We start from the raw sequence: 22053 nt of genomic DNA on the forward strand, positions 1-22053 counted from the left end.
TCAGATGGGAACCTTTTAAAGCATGGAGACGTCCATCCCCTGTTACGAATCTTCGTCAGGGGCTGAAAAATCAGCAAGTTAGCCTGACGAGGCTGCGCTCATGGCTCGCTTTCGCACCGCTTGGCCGGTGCTGGAAAACGGCTACTTTTCGCGAACGCTGACTCCGGCAGCCAGGAATGGCTTGCCACGCGGAGCAGCGCTCGCCGACTACAAAAAAAGGAGTCCGCCTGTGGCTATCCGCTATGGCAAAGGGCTGATGGGAGGTGCGGTGGTGATCGCGCTCCTGGCCCTGCTGGTCCACTGGATCGGCATCAACACGATCGAACACTACCGCGACGATTTGTTGTTTTACCTGCAAGCTCATCTGATTCTCGTCCTCGCTTCCATGCTGGCCGCCCTTGTCGTGGGCATCCCCGCCGGTATCTTCCTCAGCCGCCCGAGCATGGTCGGCCGCGCCGAACGCTTCATGCAGATCTTCAATATCGGCAACACCGTGCCACCGCTGGCCGTGCTTGCGATTGCGCTGGGCATCCTCGGCATCGGCAGCGGCCCGGCGATCTTCGCGCTGTTCCTCGCCTCGCTGTTGCCGATCGTGCGCAACACCTATGAAGGCCTGAAAAATGTCCAGGGCTCGCTGAAGGAAGCCGCTGTCGGCATCGGCATGACCCCGCGCCAGGTGCTGTGGAAAGTCGAATTGCCCAATGCCGTGCCGATCATCGTCGGTGGCGTGCGTGTCGCGCTGGCAATCAACGTCGGCACCGCGCCGCTGGCCTTCCTGATCGGCGCCAACAGCCTCGGCAGCCTGATCTTCCCCGGCATCGCCCTGAACAATCAGCCGCAACTGCTGCTCGGCGCTGCGTGCACCGCGCTGTTGGCGCTGCTGCTCGATGGCGTGGTCACCCTCGCCAGCCGTCTCTGGCTGGAACGCGGTCTGCGCCCGTCTTAAGGCTTTGCGAAGGAGTATTTATGAAACGACTTAGCTTGATCCTAGGCTGCGTCCTGCTGTTCGCAGGAATCGCGCAAGCCGCTGAAAAACCGGTCATCCGCCTCGGCGCCCGGGTCTTCACAGAGCAGACCCTGCTCGCCGAAATCACCGCGCAATACCTGCGCAGCAAAGGCTACGACGCACAGATCACCGGCGGCCTGGGCAGCAACCTCGCGCGCAGCGCCCACGAAAGCGGCCAGTTGGACCTGCTCTGGGAATACACCGGCGTGTCGCTGGTGGCCTATAACCATGTCACCGAGAAACTCGACAGCGCGCAGTCCTACGCCCGGGTCAAAGAACTCGACGCGAAAAAAGGCTTGGTCTGGCTGACGCCGTCAAAATTCAGCAACACCTATGCCCTTGCCCTGCCGAAAAAAGTCGCCGAGCAATACCCGCAGATCGGCAACATCAGCCAGCTCAACGAAGTGCTGCGCGCCGAGGCCAAGACCAACCATCTGGTGGCTTTGGACACCGAGTTCGCCAACCGCTCCGACGGCCTCGACGGCATGGTCAAGCTCTACGACATGAACCTGACCCGCAAGAACATCCGGCAGATGGACGCCGGCCTGGTTTACACCGCACTGCGCAACGGCCAGGTGTTTGCCGGTCTGGTCTACACCACCGACGGCCGCCTCAACGCCTTCGGCCTGAAATTGCTGGAAGACGACAAGCATTACTTCCCCGACTACACCGCCGCTCCCGTGGTGCGTCAGGCCACGCTGGACGCCAACCCGAAACTGGCCGAACAACTCAAGCCGCTGGCCGAACTGTTCGACGACGAAACCATGCGCCAGCTCAACGCGCGGGTGGACGTCGACCACGAGAGCCCATCGTCCGTTGCCGCCGATTTCCTGCGCCAGCATCCATTGAATTAAGAGAGGAGAAGTCATGGAATTTCTGAACGCCTTTTCCCATCTCGACTGGCAGCAGGTGATGCACCTGACCTGGCAGCACATCACTCTGGTCGGCATCGCCGTAACGCTGGCGATCGTCATCGGCGTGCCGCTGGGCATTCTGATGACGCGTTTCCCCACCCTCGCCGGCCCGTTGCAGGCCAGCGCCACGGTGCTGCTGACCGTGCCGTCGATCGCCCTGTTCGGCCTGCTGCTGCCGTTCTACTCCAAGTTCGGCCAAGGCCTCGGGCCGCTGCCGGCGATCACTGCCGTGTTCCTTTATTCGTTGCTGCCGATCATGCGCAACACCTACCTCGCCCTCACCGGCGTCGAGCCGGGCATCCGCGAAGCCGCGCGCGGCATCGGCATGACCTTCGGCCAGCGCCTGCGCATGGTCGAGTTGCCGATTGCGGTGCCGGTGATCCTCGCCGGCGTACGTACGGCGGTGGTGATGAACATCGGCGTGATGACCATCGCCGCGACCATCGGCGCCGGCGGCCTCGGTGTGTTGATCCTCGCCTCCATCAGCCGCAGTGACATGTCGATGCTTATCGTCGGCGCGCTGCTGGTCAGTCTTCTGGCGATCTTCGCCGACCTCCTCCTGCAGTGGCTGCAACGCACGCTGACTCCAAAAGGACTCCTGAAATGATCGAACTTCAAAACCTCAGCAAAACTTTCCAAAGCAACGGCAAAGACGTCAAAGCCGTGGACTCGGTAAGCCTGACCGTCAATGAAGGCGAGATCTGCGTGTTCCTCGGGCCATCGGGTTGCGGCAAAAGCACCACGTTGAAAATGATCAACCGCCTGATCAAGCCAACCTCGGGCAAGATCCTCATCAACGGCGAAGACACCACCGATCTCGACGAAGTGACGCTGCGCCGCAACATCGGCTACGTGATCCAGCAGATCGGTCTGTTCCCGAACATGACCATCGAAGAGAACATCGTCGTGGTGCCGAAACTGCTCGGCTGGGACAAACAGAAATGCCACGACCGTGCCCGCGAACTGATGAGCATGATCAAGCTCGAGCCCAAGCAGTATCTGCATCGTTATCCGCGGGAATTGTCCGGTGGTCAGCAACAGCGTATCGGCGTGATTCGTGCGCTTGCGGCTGACGCCCCACTGCTGTTGATGGACGAGCCGTTCGGCGCGGTCGACCCGATCAACCGCGAGATGATCCAGAACGAATTCTTCGAGATGCAGCGCGCGCTGAACAAGACCGTGATCATGGTCAGCCACGACATCGACGAAGCGATCAAACTGGGCGACAAGATCGCCATTTTCCGCGCCGGCAAACTGCTGCAGATCGACCACCCGGACACCCTGCTCGCGCATCCGGCGGATGACTTCGTCAGCAACTTCGTCGGCCAGGACAGCACCCTCAAGCGCCTGCTGTTGGTGAAGGCCGAAGACGCGGCGGACAACGCGCCGTCGGTCAGCCCGGAAACGCCAGTGGCCGATGCGCTGGAATTGATGGACGAGCATGACCGCCGTTATGTCGTGGTGACTTGCGCCGAGAACAAGGCGCTGGGTTACGTGCGCCGTCGCGACCTGCATCGCCAGACCGGCACCTGCGCGCAATTCCTGCGTGAGTTCAACGCCACCGCAGCGTACGACGAGCACCTGCGTATCCTGCTGTCGCGCATGTACGAGTTCAACCGCGCCTGGCTGCCGGTGATGGATGCCGAACGGGTGTTCCTCGGCGAGGTAACGCAGGAGTCGATTGCGGCGTACCTGAGCTCGGGACGTTCGCGGGGAATGAAGACCAGTATCGTCTCGCCGGCTGAGACGGTCGTCGCCTAAAAATACAGGCCCTGTGGGAGCGAGCTTGCTCGCGAAAGCGCAATATCAGTCAACAACGATGTCGACTGTGAAAATGCCTTCGCGAGCAAGCTCGCTCCCACAGGATCCGAGTGATTTTTTCTTCACTCATCAGGCGGAAAAGAATCTCAACATATGATATTCAGAGAGCGTCTGAGAAACTCCGTCTCAAACAGCCAAAATCCCCCTACCGCCCACCTCTCGACGCCAACGTCGCCGATGTTGCCGCCATCACACTTACCTGCGATCTAGCTGACAAAAGCCACGAACGTGCAGATATGTTTAACACTCGAAAATTCGCCGGGAACATCTCCCCGTCATCTCGGTCGGGTAGAAGGAGTGATGAACGCGACGCACGTCAGAACCGTGCAAAAACGCGACATTTTTAGTTGATCTCGCGCCCCTCACGCCCTAAAGTTCGCGCCGAACGTCCATGCTGGAAACGATCCATCCGGCTCAAGTACTGACGACGAGACAGCAAGGCCAAGGGATAGCTGCACATCTCTGGGCCTTTTTGCTTTCGGCGACATGCCTTGGGAAGTAGGCGAACCAAAGTGGGGATACGGAGGGCGTTCATGCACCCATTGTTTTTACGAGTTTGCCCATAGGAGCACCCAGCATGTCGATCCAGGTCGAAGACTATTTCGCGCGCGCTACATTCGACAAAATGAAGGCGTTCGCCGACAAACAGGAAACCCCGTTCGTGGTGATCGACACCGCGATGATCGCCCAGGCCTACGATGACCTGCGCGCCGGTTTCGAATTCGCCAAGGTCTACTACGCGGTCAAGGCCAACCCGGCCGTTGAGATCATCGACCTGCTCAAGGAAAAAGGTTCGAGCTTCGACATCGCCTCGATCTACGAACTGGACAAGGTCATGGACCGCGGCGTCAGCGCCGACCGTATCAGCTACGGCAACACCATCAAGAAATCCAAGGACATCCGCTACTTCTACGAGAAGGGCGTGCGTCTGTTCTCCACCGACTCCGAAGCCGACCTGCGCAACATCGCCAAGGCTGCGCCGGGCTCGAAAGTTTACGTGCGCATCCTGACCGAAGGCTCAACCACCGCTGACTGGCCGCTGTCGCGCAAGTTCGGCTGCCAGACCGACATGGCCATGGACCTGCTGATCCTCGCCCGTGACCTCGGCCTGGTGCCATACGGCATCTCTTTCCACGTTGGTTCGCAACAGCGCGACATCAGCGTCTGGGACGCAGCGATCGCCAAGGTCAAAGTGATCTTCGAGCGCCTGAAAGAAGAAGACGGCATTCACCTCAAGCTGATCAACATGGGCGGCGGCTTCCCGGCCAACTACATCACCCGCACCAACAGCCTAGAAACCTACGCCGAAGAAATCATCCGTTTCCTCAAGGAAGATTTCGGTGATGACCTGCCGGAAATCATTCTGGAGCCGGGCCGTTCGCTGATCGCCAACGCCGGCATCCTGGTCAGCGAAGTGGTACTGGTTGCACGCAAGTCGCGCACCGCCGTCGAGCGTTGGGTGTATACCGATGTGGGCAAGTTCTCCGGCCTGATCGAAACCATGGACGAAGCGATCAAGTTCCCGATCTGGACCGAGAAGAAAGGCGAGATGGAAGAAGTGGTGATCGCCGGCCCGACCTGCGACAGCGCCGACATCATGTACGAGAACTACAAGTACGGCCTGCCGCTGAACCTGGCGATTGGTGATCGCCTGTACTGGCTGTCGACCGGTGCGTACACCACCAGCTACAGCGCGGTCGAGTTCAATGGCTTCCCGCCGCTGAAGTCGTTTTACGTTTAAGGAGCAGCTGCAAGTTTTGAGCTGCAAGCTGCAAGTGAAAAGCCCATGACGTGTCATGGGCTTTTTTGTGATCCATGAATAACTGGAGATCCCTTGTGGGAGCGAGCCTGCTCGCGAAAGCGGTGAGTCAGTACAGATGTGGGTGACTGACACGACGACTTCGCGAGCAGGCTCGCTCCCACAGGGTTATGCGGTGCGGGTCAGTTCATCTGCACGCCGCTGGTACCGAGTTGCCAAAGCCTGAATCCGCAAATCTGTCGCATCAGCCAGCGTCTGACTCGCCACCCGCAGAAAATTCAGATTTCCGGAGGCCAAGGCTTTCTCAAGCCAATCGACCGCCTCATCAATCCGCCCCTCATCCGCTAAAACTGCAGCAAAACTGAATTGCCCACGAAAATCCCCACCCTCAGCCGAGCGCCGATACCATTCACGCGCCGCAACTGGATCCGCCGGACACACCTGCCCTTCCTCCAGATAACGCCCCAGCAGATTCATCGATTTCGCATGGCCCAACTCAGCCGCGCACCGGTACAACGCCAGCGCTTGCTGATGATCTACCGCCACCCCGCGTCCGGTAGCCAGCAGATTGGCGAGGTTGTACATCGCCCAGTCCAGCCCCGCCTCCGCGGCGATCCGATAATGCTGCGCCGCCACCGAGGCATCCGCCGCACAGCCCCAACCATGCTCATGACAACGCCCGAGCATGTTGCGCGCCATCAGGTGCCCGCGACCGGCGGCGATGCCGAACCAGCGCAACGCCAGCGGTTGATCCTGCGCGATGCCCTGCCCGTCCAGCAGGATCTGCCCAAGCAACGCCTGCGCTTCAACCTCGCCCTCGCCCGCCGCCAGCAAGATCGCCTGCGCAGCGCGGGCGGGACTTTCTTCAAGCATTGCCGCCAACCCGGCGGCGTCGAGAACTTCCTCGCGGCGCAACTGGAAACTCATACCTCGACCCAACGGCGCAGCAAGTTGTGATAAGTGCCGGTGAGGCAGATCAGCGAAGGGTGATCGGGGACGTCCTGAGTCAGCTGCTGAATCGCCCCGTCCATTTCGAACAGCAGCGCACGCTGGCTGTCTTCGCGCACCAGGCTTTGCGTCCAGAAAAACGACGCATAGCGCGCACCCCGTGTGACCGCATTGACCTTGTGCAAACTGGTGCCCGGATACAACACCATGTCACCGGCCGGCAGCTTCACGCGCTGGGTGCCGTAGGTGTCCTGAATCTCCAGTTCGCCGCCGTCGTAATCTTCCGGCTCGCTGAAAAACAGCGTCGCCGACAGATCGGTGCGCACCCGCTCGATGCTGCCCTTGGGCTGGCGCACGGCATTGTCGATGTGAAAGTCGAAACTGCCGCCGGCCGTGTAGCAGTTCACCAACGGTGGAAAGACTTTGTGCGGCAATGCGGCGGACATGAACAGCGGATTCTTCCACAGCCGCTCGAGCATCGCCGCGCCAATTTCCTTGGCCAGCGGGTGGCCTTCGGGCAATTGCAGATTGTGCTTGGCCTTGGCCGACTGGAAGCCGGCGGTGATCTTGCCGTCGGCCCAATCCGCTTGCTCCAGCGCCAGGCGGATGCGCTGCACTTCGTCTTTAGCAAACAGCCCGGGAATGTGCAGCAGCATGGCGATGTCACCTGATGGCAAGAAGGCGGCAATGGTATTGATTCTTATTGACCGTGTAAAACCCGCGAGACGAACGAACAGGCAAAAACCGTAAGGGCAAATTGTAAAGAATGTAAATTCAATGCGAATAACAATGTTTCGCAATTGATACGAATACCTGTTTACCCTATATTCCGCCGCCTCAAATCCTTGGGGAGGGGAATAAAAATGGCACGTCAACACGCACAATTACCGGTCAGTTCACCACGTCTGCTCGCCTCGGCAATCGGTGTCGCAATCACCGCCGGCTCCGCTGGACAGATGGTCTTCGCAGCAGAAAAGACCGACAGCAAAGCGTCCGGCAACGCCATCGCCCTGGACGCCACCGCCATCACCGGCGAAGCCCAGGACTCGACGTCCTACCAAGTCGAAAAAGCCTCCTCGCCCAAGTACACCGCGCCACTGGTCGACACGCCGCGCTCGGTAACCGTCATCCCGCAACAAGTGCTCAAGGACACCGGCGCGCTGAACATGCAGGACGCCTTGCGTACCGTGCCGGGCATCACTTTCGGCGCCGGTGAAGGCGGCAACCCGCAGGGCGATCGTCCGTTCATTCGCGGCTTCGACGCCCAGGGCGACACCTATCTGGACGGCGTGCGCGACACCGGTTCGCAGAGCCGCGAAATCTTCGCCGTGGAAAACATCGAAGTCAGCAAAGGCCCGAACTCGGCGATTGGCGGTCGTGGCGCCGCCGGCGGCAGCATCAATCTGGTGAGCAAGAAAGCTCATCTGGGCAACTCGTTCGACGGCGGCTTCACCTACGGCTCCGACCAGACCCAGCGCTACACCCTCGACGGCAACTACCAGTTCAGCGACAGCGCTGCCGGCCGTCTCAACCTGATGAGCCACGAGAGCAACGTCGCCGGTCGCGACAAGGTCGATTACGACCGCTGGGGCATCGCGCCGTCGCTGGCCTTCGGCCTGGGCACCGATACCCGCGTAAACCTCGACTACTACCATCTGGAAAGCAACGACACCCCGGACTCGGGTATCCCTTACACCATCCCTACCGGTGGATCGGCCGCGCGCACCAAGTCCAACCCGGACAAGCCGTACGCCGGTGGCGATCACGACAATTTCTATGGTCTGGATCGCGACTTCCGCAAGGGCCGCACCGACACCGCGACCTTCGCCATCGAGCACGACCTCAATGATGCGCTGACCATCAAGAACACCCTGCGCCACGGCACCAGCATGCAGGATTACATCCTGACCCAGCCGGACGACAGCAAGGGTAACGTCAACAACGGCAGCGTCTGGCGCCGGGCCAACACGCGGGTGAGCAACACCGAAACCACCACCAACCAGACCGATCTGTTCGGCACCTTTTACGTGGCCGGTTTCAAGAACAGCTTCTCCACCGGGGTTGAGTACACCCGCGAGCAGAGCGAGAAATCCTCGTACAACGTCAACACCGACACCACGCCGCGCACCAGCGCTGTCACTACCAACTGCAACCCGGGCCTGATCGGCGCGGCCAGCGGTTACAACTGCACCTCGCTGTCTAACCCGAATCCAAACGACCCGTGGAACGGCGCGATCTCGCGCAACTACGCCGGCACCGACACCCAGGCCGACACCTACGCGCTGTACGTGTTCGACACGCTGGAGTTATCCGAGCAATGGCTGGTGAACATGGGCCTGCGCTACGACCATTTCGACACCGACTACAAGACCTACAACGCCGCCGGTACCACCACCTCCAAGGGTGATGACACCAGCGAATTCGTCACCGGCCAGTTCGGCGTGGTCTACAAACCGGCGGAAAACGGCAGCATCTACGCCTCCTATGCAACCTCGGCGACGCCGCCGGGCAACACCCTGGGCGAAGGCCAGGAAGGCAACCCGCTGGGCGGCACACCGGATCGCAGCGGCAACCTGCTGAGCAGCGACATGGAGCCGGAAACCACCAAGAACTACGAGATCGGCACCAAGTGGGATCTGCTCAACGATCGCCTGTCGCTGACCGCCGACATCTTCCGCACCGAGAAGGAAAACGCTCGCGTGCAGGTCGACACAAGTTCCTACGAGAACGCCGGCAAGACCCGCGTGCAAGGCTTCGAACTGTCGGCCAGCGGCAAGATCACCGACAAGTGGCAGGTGTTCGCCGGTTACGCCTTCATGGACAGCGAACAGGTTGATGGTGGCCCGCTGGGTCGCGCCAACGACGGCAACGATCTGCCGAACACACCGAAAAACAGCGCCAGCCTGTGGACCACGTATCAGGTCACGCCGAAGCTGACGATCGGTGGTGGCGCATTCTACGTCGACGACGTCTACGGCAGTGTCGCCAACACCACGATGGTCGATTCGTACGTGCGTTACGACGCGATGGCGGCCTACAAGCTGACCAAGAACGTCGACCTGCAACTCAACGTGCAGAACCTGACCGACGAAACCTATTACGACAAAGCCTTCTCGACTCACTTCGCCAACCAGGCGGCGGGACGGACGGCGCTGTTGAGCACCAACTTCCACTTCTGACCGATGTGAGAACCTGTGGGAGCGAGCTTGCTCGCGAAAGCGGTGGCTCAGTGAAGTCGATGCTGACTGACACGACGCCTTCGCGAGCAAGCTCGCTCCCACATGAGATCTGCGAAACGGATCAGGCCCCGTTCATTCAGTTGAACGGGGCTTTTGTGTGTTACGCAAAACGCTTCTTGATAACCCACGGCATAATGCGCGCCGTGATGACAATTTCCGAACGGACGGCGAGTGACGTGTTGAAGAAAACCCTGTTCCAGTTGCACTGGTTTTTTGGCATCACCGCAGGGCTGGTGCTGGCCCTGATGGGCATCACCGGCGCGGCCTATTCGTTTCAGGACGAGATCCTGCGCGCGCTGAATCCGTCCGTTCTGCAGGTGGAAAAACAGGTCGCCGGCGTGCTGCCGCCAGTTGAACTGGTGGAACGCATCGAAGCCGCGTCCGGCAAGAAAGTCGCGATGCTCTGGGTCGAGACCGACAGCGGTCACGCCGCACGGGTGTTCTTCACCCCGCCCAAGGGCGAACGGCGTGGCGAAATGCGCTACTTCGATCCGTACACCGCCGAGTTCAAGGGCGACGCCACCGGTCAGGATTTCTTCGGCCTGATGCTGCAACTGCACCGCTTCCTCGCCATGGGCGATACCGGGCGCAATATCACCGGCGCCTGCACCTTGATGCTGTTGTTCTTCTGTCTCTCTGGCCTCTATCTGCGCTGGCCGCGCCAGTGGAACAGCTGGCGCGTGTGGTTGACCCTGGACTGGAAAAAGAAGGGCCGCGCGTTCAATTGGGATCTGCATTCGGTAGCCGGCACCTGGTGCCTTTTGGTCTATCTACTGCTGGCGTTGACCGGCTTGTCATGGTCGTACGAGTGGTACAACAAAGGCCTGACCCGACTGCTTTCCGACGCGCCGCAAAACGAACGCGTGCGCGGCGGGCGCGGCCCGGCGCCGGAAGGTCCGGCACCGACCGCCGACTACGCGGCGATGTGGAGCAGCATCTACAGCGCCGCCGGCCCGGGTCTGGCCGCGTACAACATCCGCATGCCAGCAGTGGCCGGCCAACCGGCAACCGTGTTCTACCTGCTCGACAGCTCGCCGCATGATCGCGCGCTGAACCAGATCACACTCGACCCGGCGACCGGCGTAGTCAAACGCGTCGACCGCTATGCCGAGAAAAGCTTCAAGGCACAATTGCTGACCAGCATTTATGCGCTGCACGTGGGCAGCTATTTCGACCTTGTCGGGCGCATTATCGTAACGATTGCGGCGGTGTGCATGCCGCTGTTTTTCATCACTGGGTGGCTGCTGTATCTGGATCGCCGGCGCAAGAAAAAGCAGATCAAGGATGCGCGCCAAGGCCTCGCGCAACCGTCCGCCGATGCTTCGGCATGGCTGATCGGTTTCGCCAGTCAGAGCGGTTTCGCCGAGCAACTGGCGTGGCAGACCGCCGGGCAATTGCAGGCCGCCGGGCTGCCGGTCAACGTGCAGCCGCTGGGCAATCTCAGCGAACAGGATCTGCGGGACTCGAATAACGCATTGTTTGTGGTCAGCACCTTCGGCGACGGCGAAGCGCCGGACAGCGCCCGCGGTTTCGAACGCAAAGTGCTGGCCAAGGCCTCGACACTCGATAGCCTCAACTACGCCGTCCTCGGCCTCGGTGATCGGCAGTACGCGCACTTCTGCGGCTTCGCCAAGCGCCTGCATCAATGGCTCGGCGAACACGGCGGCAAGACGTTGTTCGCCCCAGTGGAAGTCGACAGCGGCGATCCCTACGCGCTGCGTCACTGGCAAACGCAACTCGGCCAGCTCACCGGACAGGCGCCGAGCGAAACCTGGCAAGCACCCAGCTACGACAACTGGACGCTGGTCCGTCGCGAACTGATGAACCCCGACAGCAGCGGCGCGCCGGTCTACCTGCTCGGCCTCAAAGCCCCGGACACCCGCAGTTGGCTGGCCGGTGACCTGGTCGAAGTGCTGCCGCGCAACTGCCCGTGGGCCATCGAGCATTTCCTCGACGGCCTCGGCATCCGTGGCGAAACTCAGGTGAAGGTCAATGGGATCGACGAACCACTGGAAGTCGCCCTCGCCTCACGCCAGTTGCCCGAACACCGCGCGCATCTGGTCGGTTTGCATGCGCAGTCGCTGGTCGACGCGATGGTGCCGCTGGCGATGCGCGAATACTCGATTGCCTCGATTGCCGCTGACGGCGTGCTGGAACTGATCGTCCGTCAGGAACAGCACAACGACGGCAGCCTCGGCATCGGCTCCGGCTGGCTCACCGAACACGCGCCAGTGGGCGGCAGCATCAGCCTGCGCGTGCGGCGCAACAGTGGTTTTCACCTGCCGAACGAGCCGGTGCCGATGATCCTGCTGGGCAACGGCACCGGGCTGGCCGGCCTGCGCAGCTTGCTCAAGGCACGCATTGCCGACGGTCAGCAACGACAGTGGCTGCTGTTCGGCGAGCGTAACCGCGAACACGATTTCCTCTGCCGCGCCGAGCTTGAGGAATGGCTGGTCAATGGTGATCTTGCGCGGCTGGACCTGGCGTTTTCACGGGATCAGGCTGAAAAGGTTTATGTGCAGGATCGCTTGCGTGAGTCGGCGGATGAATTGAAGAAATGGTTGGCAGATGGTGCCGTCATCTATATCTGCGGCAGCCTTCAGGGGATGGCCTCAGGCGTCGACCAGGCCCTCAACGATATCCTCGGCAGCGCCGAAGTCGAACGCCTGATCGAACAGGGCCGCTATCGCCGGGATGTTTACTGACCCAACACCATCCCCTTGTGGGAGCGAGCCTGCTCGCGAAGGCGATTTAACAGTCAACATTGGTGTTGGCTGGAAGTCCGCTTTCGCGAGCAGGCTCGCTCCCACAGGGGACGCGGTGCTCAGACCGGTTGGAGTTTCTGTTCGAAAACAGCGATGCCATCCAGATCCCGCAACACCACACTCATCTCACCGCTCTGCCCGTCGATATTCACCTCGCCAAAAAACTGAAACCCGGCAAACGGCGAGGTGTTCTGCGCCGGCGGCGCCTTCTCGAACACCACCTCAGGCCCGAACGTCTTGTCCAACGGATTCGGCCCGAAGCTGCCGGCATTCAACGGCCCGGCGACGAACTCCCAGAACGGTTCGAAATCCTGAAACGCGGCACGGTCCGGGTGGTAGTGATGCGCCGCGCAGTAATGCACGTCCGCCGTCAGAAACACGAAATTGCGCACCTGCTGCGCACGTAGAAATCCGAGCAATTCGGCAATTTCCAGCTCACGCCCCTGCGCCGGGCCAGGGTCTCCGTTGGCCACGGCTTCCCAACGCGCCACGCCTGGGCTTACCTCGCCGTCCGGGACGCCAAGGCCGATGGGCATGTCGGCGGCGATGACTTTCCACTGCGCCTTCGATGCCTTCAATTCGCGCTTGAGCCAATCCAGTTGCTCACGGCCGAGAAACGGTTTTGCCGCGCCAAGGTTGTCGTCATTGGCTTCGCGATAGCTGCGCATATCCAGCACAAATACGTCGAGCATCGGCCCGTAGCTGAGCTTGCGATAAATGCGCCCGCCGCCGTCCGCCGCTTGCAAACGCATCGGCGCGTATTCCAGCCACGCCTGCCGGGCGCGACCGACCAGCTTGTGGATATCTTTCTCCTGATAGCGCTCATCCAGTTGCTTGCCCGGTGACCAGTTGTTGACCACTTCGTGATCGTCCCACTGCCAGATCTGCGGCACTTCGGCGTTGAAGCGGCGGATGTTTTCGTCCATCAGGTTGTAGCGATAGTTGCCACGATAATCGTCGAGGGTCTGCGCGACTTTGCTCTTGGCTTCAGTGGTGATGTTGCGCCAGATGCGCCCGCTTTCGGTGGTCAGTTGCGCGGGCACCGGGCCGTCGGCATAAATGGTGTCGCCGCTGTGGATAAAGAAGTCCGGCAAGCGCAAGCGCATGGCTTCGTAGATGCGCATCCCGCCGATGTCCGGGTTGATCCCGAAGCCCTGGCCGACGGTGTCACCGCTCCAGACAAAACGGATGTCGCGTTTTGTCGTTGGCACGCTGCGCAAATGGCCGAACCACGGTTCACTGGCGACGCCGCTCTGGGCATCTTCGAAGTGCACGCGATAGAAAATTGCCTGGTTGGCCGGCAGGCCGGTGAGTTCGACGCGGGCGGTGAAATCGCTGCGCGCATCGGCCAGTGGCGAGACGAATTTGCGCGGGTTGCCGAACAGGCTGCCGGTGTCCCACTCCACCACCATGCGCGCCGGCCGATCGCTGCGGCTCCAGATCATCGCGCGGTCGCCGAGCAGGTCGCCGGACTGCACGCCGTCGGTGAGCTGCGGACGATCCTTGACCGAAGCAATCACCGCCGGCGCCAGCCCCGGCAGCAACAGCCCGGCGCCGACCGCTTGCATGACGCGACGCCGGCCGAGATTGAAATCGCTCATGGTGTTCTCCCTGCAAAAGGGAAAACTTAAGCATGCCTATATGAACTCGCCATGACACCAGACACCCCGTAGTTCCAATGTGGGAGCAGGCTCGCTTGCTCCCACCATTGATCGCGGTCCGTCTGAGTAACCGCGACTGAATGTGGGAGCGGGCTTGCTCGCGAAGACGTTGTGTCAGGCGATACTTTTTATCTGCCACTCCGCTTTCGCGAGCAAGCCCGCTCCCACAGGGATTTGGTGTTGTCGGTCAGGCCTTGGCAGGTTCCAGCGCCAACTCGACAGCCTCAGGCCTTTTGAGCAGCGCATACACCACCGCCGTGACCAGGCTCCCCGCGACAATCGCCAGCAGATACAGCAGTGCATGGTTGATCGCATTGGGAATCGCCAGCACGAACAAGCCACCGTGCGGCGCCATGAGTTTGCAGCCGAAGTACATCGACAAGGCACCGGTCAGCGCGCCGCCGGCGATGCTCGCCGGAATCACCCGCAGCGGGTCTTTCGCGGCAAACGGAATCGCCCCTTCGGAGATAAAGCACAGGCCCAGCACGAAAGCGGCTTTGCCGGCCTCGCGTTCAGTCTGGGCAAACTTGCGCCGGGCAATGAAGGTGGCGATGCCCAGACCAATCGGCGGCACCATGCCGGCGGCCATGGTCGCGGCCATCGGTGCGTAACTCTGCGAGGCCAGCAGCCCCACCGAAAACGCATAGGCCGCCTTGTTGATCGGCCCACCGAGGTCGACGCACATCATGCCGCCGAGCAACACACCCAGCAGAATTGCGTTGGTGGTGCCCATGCTATCGAGGAACTGCGTAAGCGCCGCGAGCATGCCGGCGACCGGTTTGCCGACCACGTAAATCATCACCAGGCCGGTGACCAGACTGGCCAGTAACGGGATGATGAGAATCGGCTTCAGCGCTTCCAGGCTCTGCGGCAATTTCACATAGCGGGCGATGGCTTTGGCGGCGTAACCGGCGATGAAACCGGCAATGATCCCGCCGATGAATCCAGCGCCCAAGGTGCCTGCGAGCAAGCCGCCGATCATCCCCGGAGCAAGGCCCGGACGGTCGGCAATCGAGTAGGCAATGTAACCGGCGAGCAGCGGCACCATCAGCTTGAACGCGGTTTCGCCGCCGATCTGCATCAGCGCCGCCGCCAGCGTGCCTTCTTCCTTGTACGCGGTGATGCCGAACACGAAGGACAACGCGATCAGCAAACCACCCGCCACCACCATCGGCAGCATGTACGAAACACCCGTGAGCAGGTGTTTGTAGACACCGGTTTTCTCGGACTTGGCCGGAGCCTTGCCGTCGCTTGCTGCGCTTTCCACAGCGCCTTCGGCCAGGGCTTTTTTCAGGGTTGCTTCGGACTGCTTCAGCGCAACGCCCGTGCCGCAGCGATAGATTTTCTTGCCGGCGAAACGCTCGGTGGCGACGTCGATATCTGCCGCCAGCAGCACCACGTCTGCCTCGGCGATGGCCGTTGCGCTGAGTGGGGTTTTCGCGCCGACCGAGCCTTGGGTTTCGACCTGCAATTCATAGCCCAAGCGCTTGGCCGTCTGCTGCAACGCTTCGGCGGCCATGAAGGTGTGGGCGACGCCGGTCGGGCAGGCCGTGATGGCGACGATGCGCGGCGCACGGGGCGCATCGATCGCCGGTTCGCCCTCGCTGGCCACGTAGACTTCGGCCTCTTCAGCACCGCGACGCAGCACCGCTTCGACATCCTGCAAGGCCTGCGCCGGAGCGATCTGGAACACGCGCTTGCCGACGAAGCGACTCATGTCCACCGCGCCAGTGGTGACCAGCAACACCCACTCCGCCGCTTCGATGGTCGCCGCCGACAATTCGCGTTCCGGGTGCGCCGGATCAACCACCTCGACGCTGGTGCTCCAGCCCTGACGCTGCGCCGCTGCATCGAGCAGACGCGCGCACAGCACACTGGTGACCATGCCGTTCGGGCAAGCCGTAACAATGGCTAACTTCATCACAAACCCTCTTATTGTTCTGTCAGGGGACGCACGCGCACGCCCTGTTCGAGCTGCGCCAGTTGCGCAGCGTCGTTGATGCCAAAACCGATCTGGGTCACCGCCATCGCCGCAATCGCGGTGGCGGTGCGCAGGGTTTGCTCGGGGGTATCGGCACTGAGCAAACCGTGGAGCATGCCGGCCAGCAAGGAATCGCCGGCCCCGACCGTGCTGGCCACGCTGACCTTCGGCGGCGTGGCGTGCAGGGCCGAGCCGACACTGAACCAGTTGACCCCGTCGGCGCCGTGGGAGATCACCACGTGCTCGATGCCTTGCGCATGCAGACGTGCCGCGGCTTGTGCTTCGGCGATCGGCGAGACCACTTCGCAGCCGAGGGCGTGGGCCAGTTCTTCGGTGTTCGGCTTGATCAGCCAGGGGCTGGCTTGCAACGCAGCGCGCAAGGCTTCGCCGCTGGAATCGAGGGCGACTTTCAAGCCGAGCGCGTTCAACCTTTCAATCAGCTCGCGCAACCACTGCGCAGTGACGCCGCGCGGCAGACTGCCGGCGACCACGACGGCATCGTGCCCCGGTGCGATCTGCAGCAAGCGATCAAGCATAGCTTGCTGCGCCATTGCATCGACCATTGGCCCCGGACCGTTGATGTCGGTGATGCGCCCGTCCTGTTCAGCGACTTTGATGTTGCTGCGCGTCTCGCCCGGCACGCGGATGAAGGCGTCGATAAAACCGCGCTTGGCGAACAGGGTTTCGAACGCTTGCTGATTGTCTTCGCCGAGAAAACCGCTGACGGTGACCTGATGGCCGAGATCCGCCAGCACCTGGGCGACGTTGACGCCTTTGCCCGCAGCGTGGGTGTGCATCTCCTCGCTGCGATTGACCTGACCAGCGTCCAGCCGCGACAGCTCGACGGTGAGGTCAAGAGCCGGGTTGAGGGTCAGGGTGAGAATCTTGGCCATTTACAGGGCCTCCACTAATGCGCGCACTTCATTCGCGCTGCCCAGGGCCAGGGCCTGTTGAGCGAGGGTTTGCGCCTGGGTCAGGCTGAGTTCACGGATGCGCGCCTTGACTTCGGCAATGCTGCGCCCGGAGACGCTGAGTTCGTCGACACCGAGGCCGACCAGCACCGGCACCGCCAACGGATCAGCCGCCAGCTCGCCGCAGACACCGACCCATTTGCCATGGGCATGGGCGGCGCGCACGGTGATGTCGATCAGTTGCAGGACCGCCGGGTGCAAGCCATCCGCTTGTGCAGACAGCGTCGGGTGACCACGGTCGATGGCCAGGGTGTATTGGGTGAGGTCGTTGGTGCCAACGCTAAAGAAGTCGACTTCCTTGGCCAGCACTGGCGCAAGCAACGCGGCGGACGGCACCTCGATCATGATCCCCAATTGCAGGTCGGCGACCGGAATTTCCTTGCGCAGACGTTCGGTCATGTCGCGGGCCTGGCGCCACTCTTCGACGCTGCCGACCATCGGGAACATGATCCGCAGCGGACGGTTGTCAGCCGAGCGCAGCAAGGCACGCAGTTGCGCTTCCATGATCTGCGGCCGCTGCAGGGTCAGGCGAATGCCGCGCACGCCGAGGAACGGGTTCTCTTCCTTGGCAATCGGCCAATACGGCAACGGTTTGTCACCGCCGACGTCGAGCGTGCGCACTACTAGCGGGCGCCCGGCCAAGCCATCGAGGACGCGACGGTATTCCGCTTCCTGGGTCGCCTCGTCCGGCACCTGCGGGTGGGCCATGAAAATCAGTTCGGTGCGCAGCAGACCAATGCCTTCGGCGCCCTGCTCCACCGCGCTGGTCACACCTGCGCTTTCGCCGATGTTGGCGAACACTTCAACGGCGTGACCGTCAGTGGTGTGCGCCGGTTGATGGCGCTGTTCAGCGGCAATCTTCAGGCGTTGCTCGCGGGTGTCGCGCTCTTCGGCGGCACGCTTGAGGGTCGCGGCATCAGCGTCGACATGCAGACGCCCGCGCTGGCCGTCGAGCAGCAGCGGTGTGCCCGGTTCGAGCAGCAACACCGCCGCACCCGCGCCGACCAGTGCTGGAATACCGAGGGCACGGGCGACGATCGCGCTGTGCGCGGTAGCGCCGCCGCGTGCGGTGAGAATACCCGCCACTCGCGCCGGGTCCAGCCGCGCGACATCGGACGGGCCAACTTCGTCCATCACCAGAATGTACGGTTGCTCAGGCTCGTTCGCGGTTTGCACGCCACACAACTGCGCCAGCACCCGGCGGCCGATGTCGCGCAGATCGGCGGCACGCTCGGCAAGCAAAGCGTCCTGCAGCGATTCCTGCTGTTTGGCCGCAGCTTCGATCACCGCCATCCATGCCGCTTCGGCGCTTTCGCCTTGCTTGAGGCGGGTGTCGACTTCGTCGGTCAGATCCGGGTCGTCGAGCATTTCCTGGTGAGTGATGAAAATTTCCCGAATGGCCTTGGCCTTGCTGCGTTCGATCAAGCCCTGAATGTCGCGGCGCACGTCGCTCAGCGCTTGCTTGAGGCGCTCGCGCTCGATCGCAGCAGACTCGCCGCGCAACGGGTAATCGATGGCTTGTTGCACCTGAATGTGCGCAGGGCCGATGGCAATGCCCGGTGCGGCGGGAATCGCCTGCAACAGGCTGCCCGACGCCGGAGCGACCAGCACTTCGGCGATGTCGGCGATCACTTCCCGCTGCTGACTTACGGCCGGCAGCGGCTCGACTTCCTCACCGAGGCCTTCTTCAATCGCCGCGAGCAGGGCCGGCAAGGCATCGGCGGCGATGCTCGGCTCGGCGATCAGCTCCAGCACCTGACCGCGGCGGGCGCCGAGGCTGAGCAGTTTGCTCAGGCTCTTCACCGACACGGCGCTGTCAGTGCTGTCGACGATGCGCACGCGGATTTCGCCATCAAAGCTTTTCGCCAACTGCGCGAGAATTTTCGCCGGGCGTGCGTGCAAGCCATGGGCGTTGGCCAAGGCAATGCGTGCACTCGGCCAATCGGCCGGCAGTTCACCGCCGAGCACTTCAAGGACTTTGCGGCTGCTGGTGGCGCGGCCCAATTCGTGGCCGCGACCTTCGATCAGCAACGCGCACAAACGCTCGAGCAACGCCTGATGCGCTTCGCCCAGACTGGCGAGGCAAAACAGACCGCTGAGCGGCTGGCCGAGGTAGCGCATCGGTTTGTCCGGGGTGACGAACGCCAGCCCCGGTCGCTTCACGGTCTGTTCGCTGTGCAACCACCACAGGCCATCGCCCAGTGGCAGCGCTTCGACTTGCTGCAAAACACCGGCAAAACCATTGCTGACGCAATCGGCCTGACGCAACAGACGCGCGCCACGCCAGACCAGCTCTTCGAAATCATCGGCCGACACGCCGAGGCCGATCATCTGCGCATCCAGTGCCAGTTCCTGCGGCGCGCCTTGCAGCAGTTTCAGCAACGCTTCGGGGGAGCTGGCGCGACGCAGGGCCTGGCCCAGATCGGTCTCGCCGAGGGCGCGGGTCAGCAGTTGCAGCAGGCGCAGGTGTTCATCCGATTTCGCCGCGATGCCGATCGCCAGATAAACGATCTGGCCATCGCCCCAGTCGACGCCGTCGGGAAACTGCATCAGGCGCACGCCGGTGGCGAATACCTGATCGCGGGTTTCCGGGGTGCCGTGGGGAATGGCGATGCCTTGACCGAGAAAGGTCGAGCCCTGGGCTTCCCGGGCCTGCAGGCCGGCGAGGTAACCGTCGGCCACCAGACCGTCGGCAACCAGATGACTGGCCAGCAATTGCAGGGCAGCGGGTTTATCCACGGCCGACTGGCCCATGGATATCTGCTCTATAGTGAGCTCGAGCATGCGATCTCCTTTTTGGCGCAGTTCAACGCCAGGTATTGTTTTGAATGGTTCACAGCTTAGGCGCTCTGCCGCGCTTTTCAGCGGCAGTTTTGGCGGTTTCACGGCAGGACCGGCCAAAGGCGTCTAAAACGTAGAAAATACGCTTGCTGAAACGTTTAATCTAGATTGATCGGCACGTTACTCGATAATGTCTCATCCTTGAAGTCCAACTGGTCGGATCTGCCCAGGCAACAAGTCGACTGCCCTTATCGGGTAGGATTGGCGAAAATGTCGCGGCATGCTCGAAACAACAAGGAAATACCGGGTTGAAACTCAGTGATATCGCGCGGTTGGCCGGCGTCTCCGTCACCACCGCCAGCTACGTCATCAACGGCAAGGCCGAACAGCAACGCATCAGCAACGCGACCGTCGAGCGCGTGCGCGCGGTGGTCGATCTGCACGGCTTCACGCCCAATCCGCAAGCGGCCGGCCTGCGCAGTCGGCACACGCGCACCCTGGGCTTTATCCTGCCGGATCTGGAAAACCCCAGTTACGCGCGGATCGCCAAGTTGCTCGAACAAGGCGCGCGGGCGCGCGGTTATCAATTGCTGATCGCCAGTTCCGACGATGCGCCGGACAGCGAGCGCCAGTTGCTGCAACTGTTCCGCGCGCGTCGCTGCGATGCGCTGATCGTTGCCAGTTGCCTGCCCGCCGATGATGACAGCTACCGCCAGTTGCAGGCCAAAGGTCTGCCGATCATCGCCATCGACCGGGTCATGGAGCCGGAGCATTTCTGTTCGGTGATCAGCGACGACCGCGAGGCCAGTCTGCACCTGACCCAGAGCCTGCTCGATCCGCAGCCCAAACAGATCGTGCTGCTCGGCGCACGCCCGGAGCTGAGCATCAGCCAGGAGCGTGCCGCCGGTTTCCGCGCAGCGCTCAGCGACTTCAAAGGCGAAGTGCTGGTCGAGCACGCCGAGTCGTTCAGCCGCGAGTGCGGCAAGCAATTGATGGAAGAACTCCTGCAGCGTCTGGGGCATTTGCCTGACGCGCTGGTGACCACTTCCTACGTGCTGCTGCAAGGCGTGTTCGATGCGCTGCATGATTTCCCGCTTAAATCGCGGCCGCTGCGCCTCGGCACCTTCGGCGACACGCAGTTGCTGGATTTCCTGCCGCTGCCGGTCAATGCCATGTCCCAGCAACATCAGTTGATCGCCGACAAGGCCCTGGAACTGGCCCTGGCCGCGGTCGAGCAGGACGACTACCAACCGGGCGTGCAAGCCATTGCGCGGACCTTCAAGCAGCGTATTCATCGGGACTGAATCGTGGAGCTGATCGACAGCCACACCCACCTCGACTTCCCCGACTTCGACGCCGATCGCGCCGAGTTGCTGGCCGAAAGCCGCGCCCTCGGCGTGCGGCGCATCGTTGTGCTGGGCGTGCATCAGGACAACTGGCAACGGGTCTGGGATCTGGTGCAGAGCGATGCCGAGCTGTACGCGGCGTTCGGTCTGCACCCGGTGTTTCTCGATCGCCATCGTCCCGAGGATTTGCATGCGCTGGGGGACTGGCTGACACGGTTGCGTGGGCATCGGCAGCTGTGCGCAGTCGGCGAGATCGGCCTCGATTATTTCATCGAAACCCTGGATCGCGAGCGCCAGCAATCGTTGTTCGAAGCGCAGCTGCAACTGGCGGCGGACTTCGAGTTGCCAGCACTGATCCATGTCCGCCGCAGCCACGCAGCGGTGATCGCCACGCTCAAACGCTTCAAGCTCAAGCGCGCCGGCATCATCCACGCCTTTGCCGGCAGCCGCGAGGAAGCGCGGGAATACATCAAGCTCGGTTTCAAACTGGGTCTTGGCGGTGCACCGACCTGGCCGCAGGCATTGCGCATGCATCGGGTCCTGCCGGAACTGCCGCTGCAATCGGTGGTGCTGGAAACCGATTCACCGGACATGGCCCCCGCGATGTTCCCCGGCCAGCGCAACAGCCCGGCGCATCTGCCGGCGATTTGTGCGGCGCTGGCCGAGCTGATGAATATCACCCCAGAACAACTGGCCAACGTCAGCACCGCCAACTGCTGCGAAGTCTTCGGCTGGTAACACCGCAAATCCCCTGTGGGAGCGAGCCTGCTCGCGAAAGCAATCTGTCAGTGACATCGCCAGTGCCTGACCCACCGCCTTCGCGAGCAGGCTCGCTCCCACATTTTTGATCCGGCTCCAGCC

General features: G+C 62.0%; 15 protein-coding genes. 9 read left to right on the forward strand and 6 right to left on the reverse strand.

Annotated features, from left to right (window positions below):
- The first annotated feature begins 256 nt into the window (after positions 1 to 256).
- The 5 genes from ACMYUN_RS10570 to ACMYUN_RS10590 all read left to right on the forward strand — a co-directional run bounded on the left by ACMYUN_RS10570 (position 257) and on the right by ACMYUN_RS10590 (position 5482).
- On the forward strand, positions 257 to 946 hold the full coding sequence (locus ACMYUN_RS10570) for an ABC transporter permease (protein WP_166554532.1): 690 nt from the start codon (positions 257 to 259) through the stop codon (positions 944 to 946).
- A 20-nt stretch (positions 947 to 966) separates the two neighbouring features.
- A complete protein-coding gene (locus tag ACMYUN_RS10575; protein ID WP_016771730.1) occupies positions 967 to 1860 on the forward strand; it encodes a glycine betaine ABC transporter substrate-binding protein in 894 nt (297 codons plus the stop codon).
- Between the two features lie 13 nt (positions 1861 to 1873).
- Positions 1874 to 2527, forward strand: a complete 654-nt coding sequence (locus ACMYUN_RS10580; protein ID WP_123443381.1) for an ABC transporter permease — start codon at positions 1874 to 1876, stop codon at positions 2525 to 2527.
- Entirely contained in the window at positions 2524 to 3681 is a 1158-nt protein-coding gene (locus ACMYUN_RS10585; RefSeq protein WP_016771732.1) for a betaine/proline/choline family ABC transporter ATP-binding protein, read from the forward strand. The genes ACMYUN_RS10580 and ACMYUN_RS10585 overlap by 4 nt, the downstream gene beginning before the upstream one ends.
- 637 nt (positions 3682 to 4318) lie before the next feature.
- The gene (locus ACMYUN_RS10590; RefSeq protein WP_034154440.1) at positions 4319 to 5482 is read left to right on the forward strand and encodes a type III PLP-dependent enzyme; all 1164 of its coding nucleotides are present in this window, start codon (positions 4319 to 4321) and stop codon (positions 5480 to 5482) included.
- Between the two features lie 186 nt (positions 5483 to 5668).
- Here ACMYUN_RS10590 and ACMYUN_RS10595 read toward each other — a convergent pair whose 3' ends face one another.
- Positions 5669 to 6427 (reverse strand): tetratricopeptide repeat protein, encoded by a 759-nt coding sequence (locus ACMYUN_RS10595; protein ID WP_415763648.1) that lies wholly within the window; start codon positions 6425 to 6427, stop codon positions 5669 to 5671.
- Positions 6424 to 7104, reverse strand: coding sequence for a Fe2+-dependent dioxygenase (locus ACMYUN_RS10600; RefSeq protein WP_415763649.1), 681 nt, complete (start codon positions 7102 to 7104; stop codon positions 6424 to 6426). Before ACMYUN_RS10600 ends, ACMYUN_RS10595 begins: the two co-directional genes overlap by 4 nt.
- Positions 7105 to 7311: 207 nt before the next feature.
- On the opposite strand from ACMYUN_RS10600, the gene ACMYUN_RS10605 reads away from it, so the two are divergent.
- Complete coding sequence (locus ACMYUN_RS10605; RefSeq protein WP_415763650.1) at positions 7312 to 9627, forward strand: TonB-dependent receptor; 2316 nt, start codon at positions 7312 to 7314, stop codon at positions 9625 to 9627.
- A 236-nt stretch (positions 9628 to 9863) separates the two neighbouring features.
- The gene (locus ACMYUN_RS10610; RefSeq protein WP_415763968.1) at positions 9864 to 12392 is read left to right on the forward strand and encodes a PepSY domain-containing protein; all 2529 of its coding nucleotides are present in this window, start codon (positions 9864 to 9866) and stop codon (positions 12390 to 12392) included.
- Between the two features lie 119 nt (positions 12393 to 12511).
- Here the strand turns inward: ACMYUN_RS10610 and ACMYUN_RS10615 are convergent, their stop codons facing one another.
- From ACMYUN_RS10615 to ptsP, 4 genes are all read right to left on the reverse strand, one after another.
- Entirely contained in the window at positions 12512 to 14053 is a 1542-nt protein-coding gene (locus tag ACMYUN_RS10615) for an alkaline phosphatase D family protein (RefSeq protein WP_415763651.1), read from the reverse strand.
- A 247-nt stretch (positions 14054 to 14300) separates the two neighbouring features.
- Positions 14301 to 16034, reverse strand: a complete 1734-nt coding sequence (locus ACMYUN_RS10620; protein ID WP_415763652.1) for a PTS fructose-like transporter subunit IIB — start codon at positions 16032 to 16034, stop codon at positions 14301 to 14303.
- Positions 16035 to 16045: 11 nt separating this feature from the next.
- Complete coding sequence (gene pfkB / locus ACMYUN_RS10625) at positions 16046 to 16987, reverse strand: 1-phosphofructokinase (RefSeq protein ID WP_415763653.1); 942 nt, start codon at positions 16985 to 16987, stop codon at positions 16046 to 16048.
- Positions 16988 to 19849, reverse strand: a complete 2862-nt coding sequence (gene ptsP / locus ACMYUN_RS10630; protein WP_415763654.1) for a phosphoenolpyruvate--protein phosphotransferase — start codon at positions 19847 to 19849, stop codon at positions 16988 to 16990. It abuts the gene before it with no gap.
- 305 nt (positions 19850 to 20154) lie between these two features.
- Between ptsP and cra the strand changes: the two genes are divergently transcribed.
- Together cra and ACMYUN_RS10640 are read left to right on the forward strand one after the other, a co-directional pair.
- Positions 20155 to 21150 carry a catabolite repressor/activator gene (gene cra / locus ACMYUN_RS10635; RefSeq protein ID WP_415763655.1) on the forward strand — a complete coding sequence of 332 codons (996 nt, stop codon included), beginning with the start codon at positions 20155 to 20157 and terminating at the stop codon, positions 21148 to 21150.
- A gap of 3 nt (positions 21151 to 21153) precedes the next feature.
- Positions 21154 to 21930, forward strand: a complete 777-nt coding sequence (locus ACMYUN_RS10640) for a TatD family hydrolase (protein WP_415763656.1) — start codon at positions 21154 to 21156, stop codon at positions 21928 to 21930.
- Positions 21931 to 22053 lie beyond the last annotated feature (123 nt).

The organism is Pseudomonas sp. CP4 (assembly GCF_047758505.1).
In the GTDB taxonomy this organism is placed as follows: Bacteria; Pseudomonadota; Gammaproteobacteria; order Pseudomonadales; family Pseudomonadaceae; genus Aquipseudomonas; species Aquipseudomonas fluorescens_AO.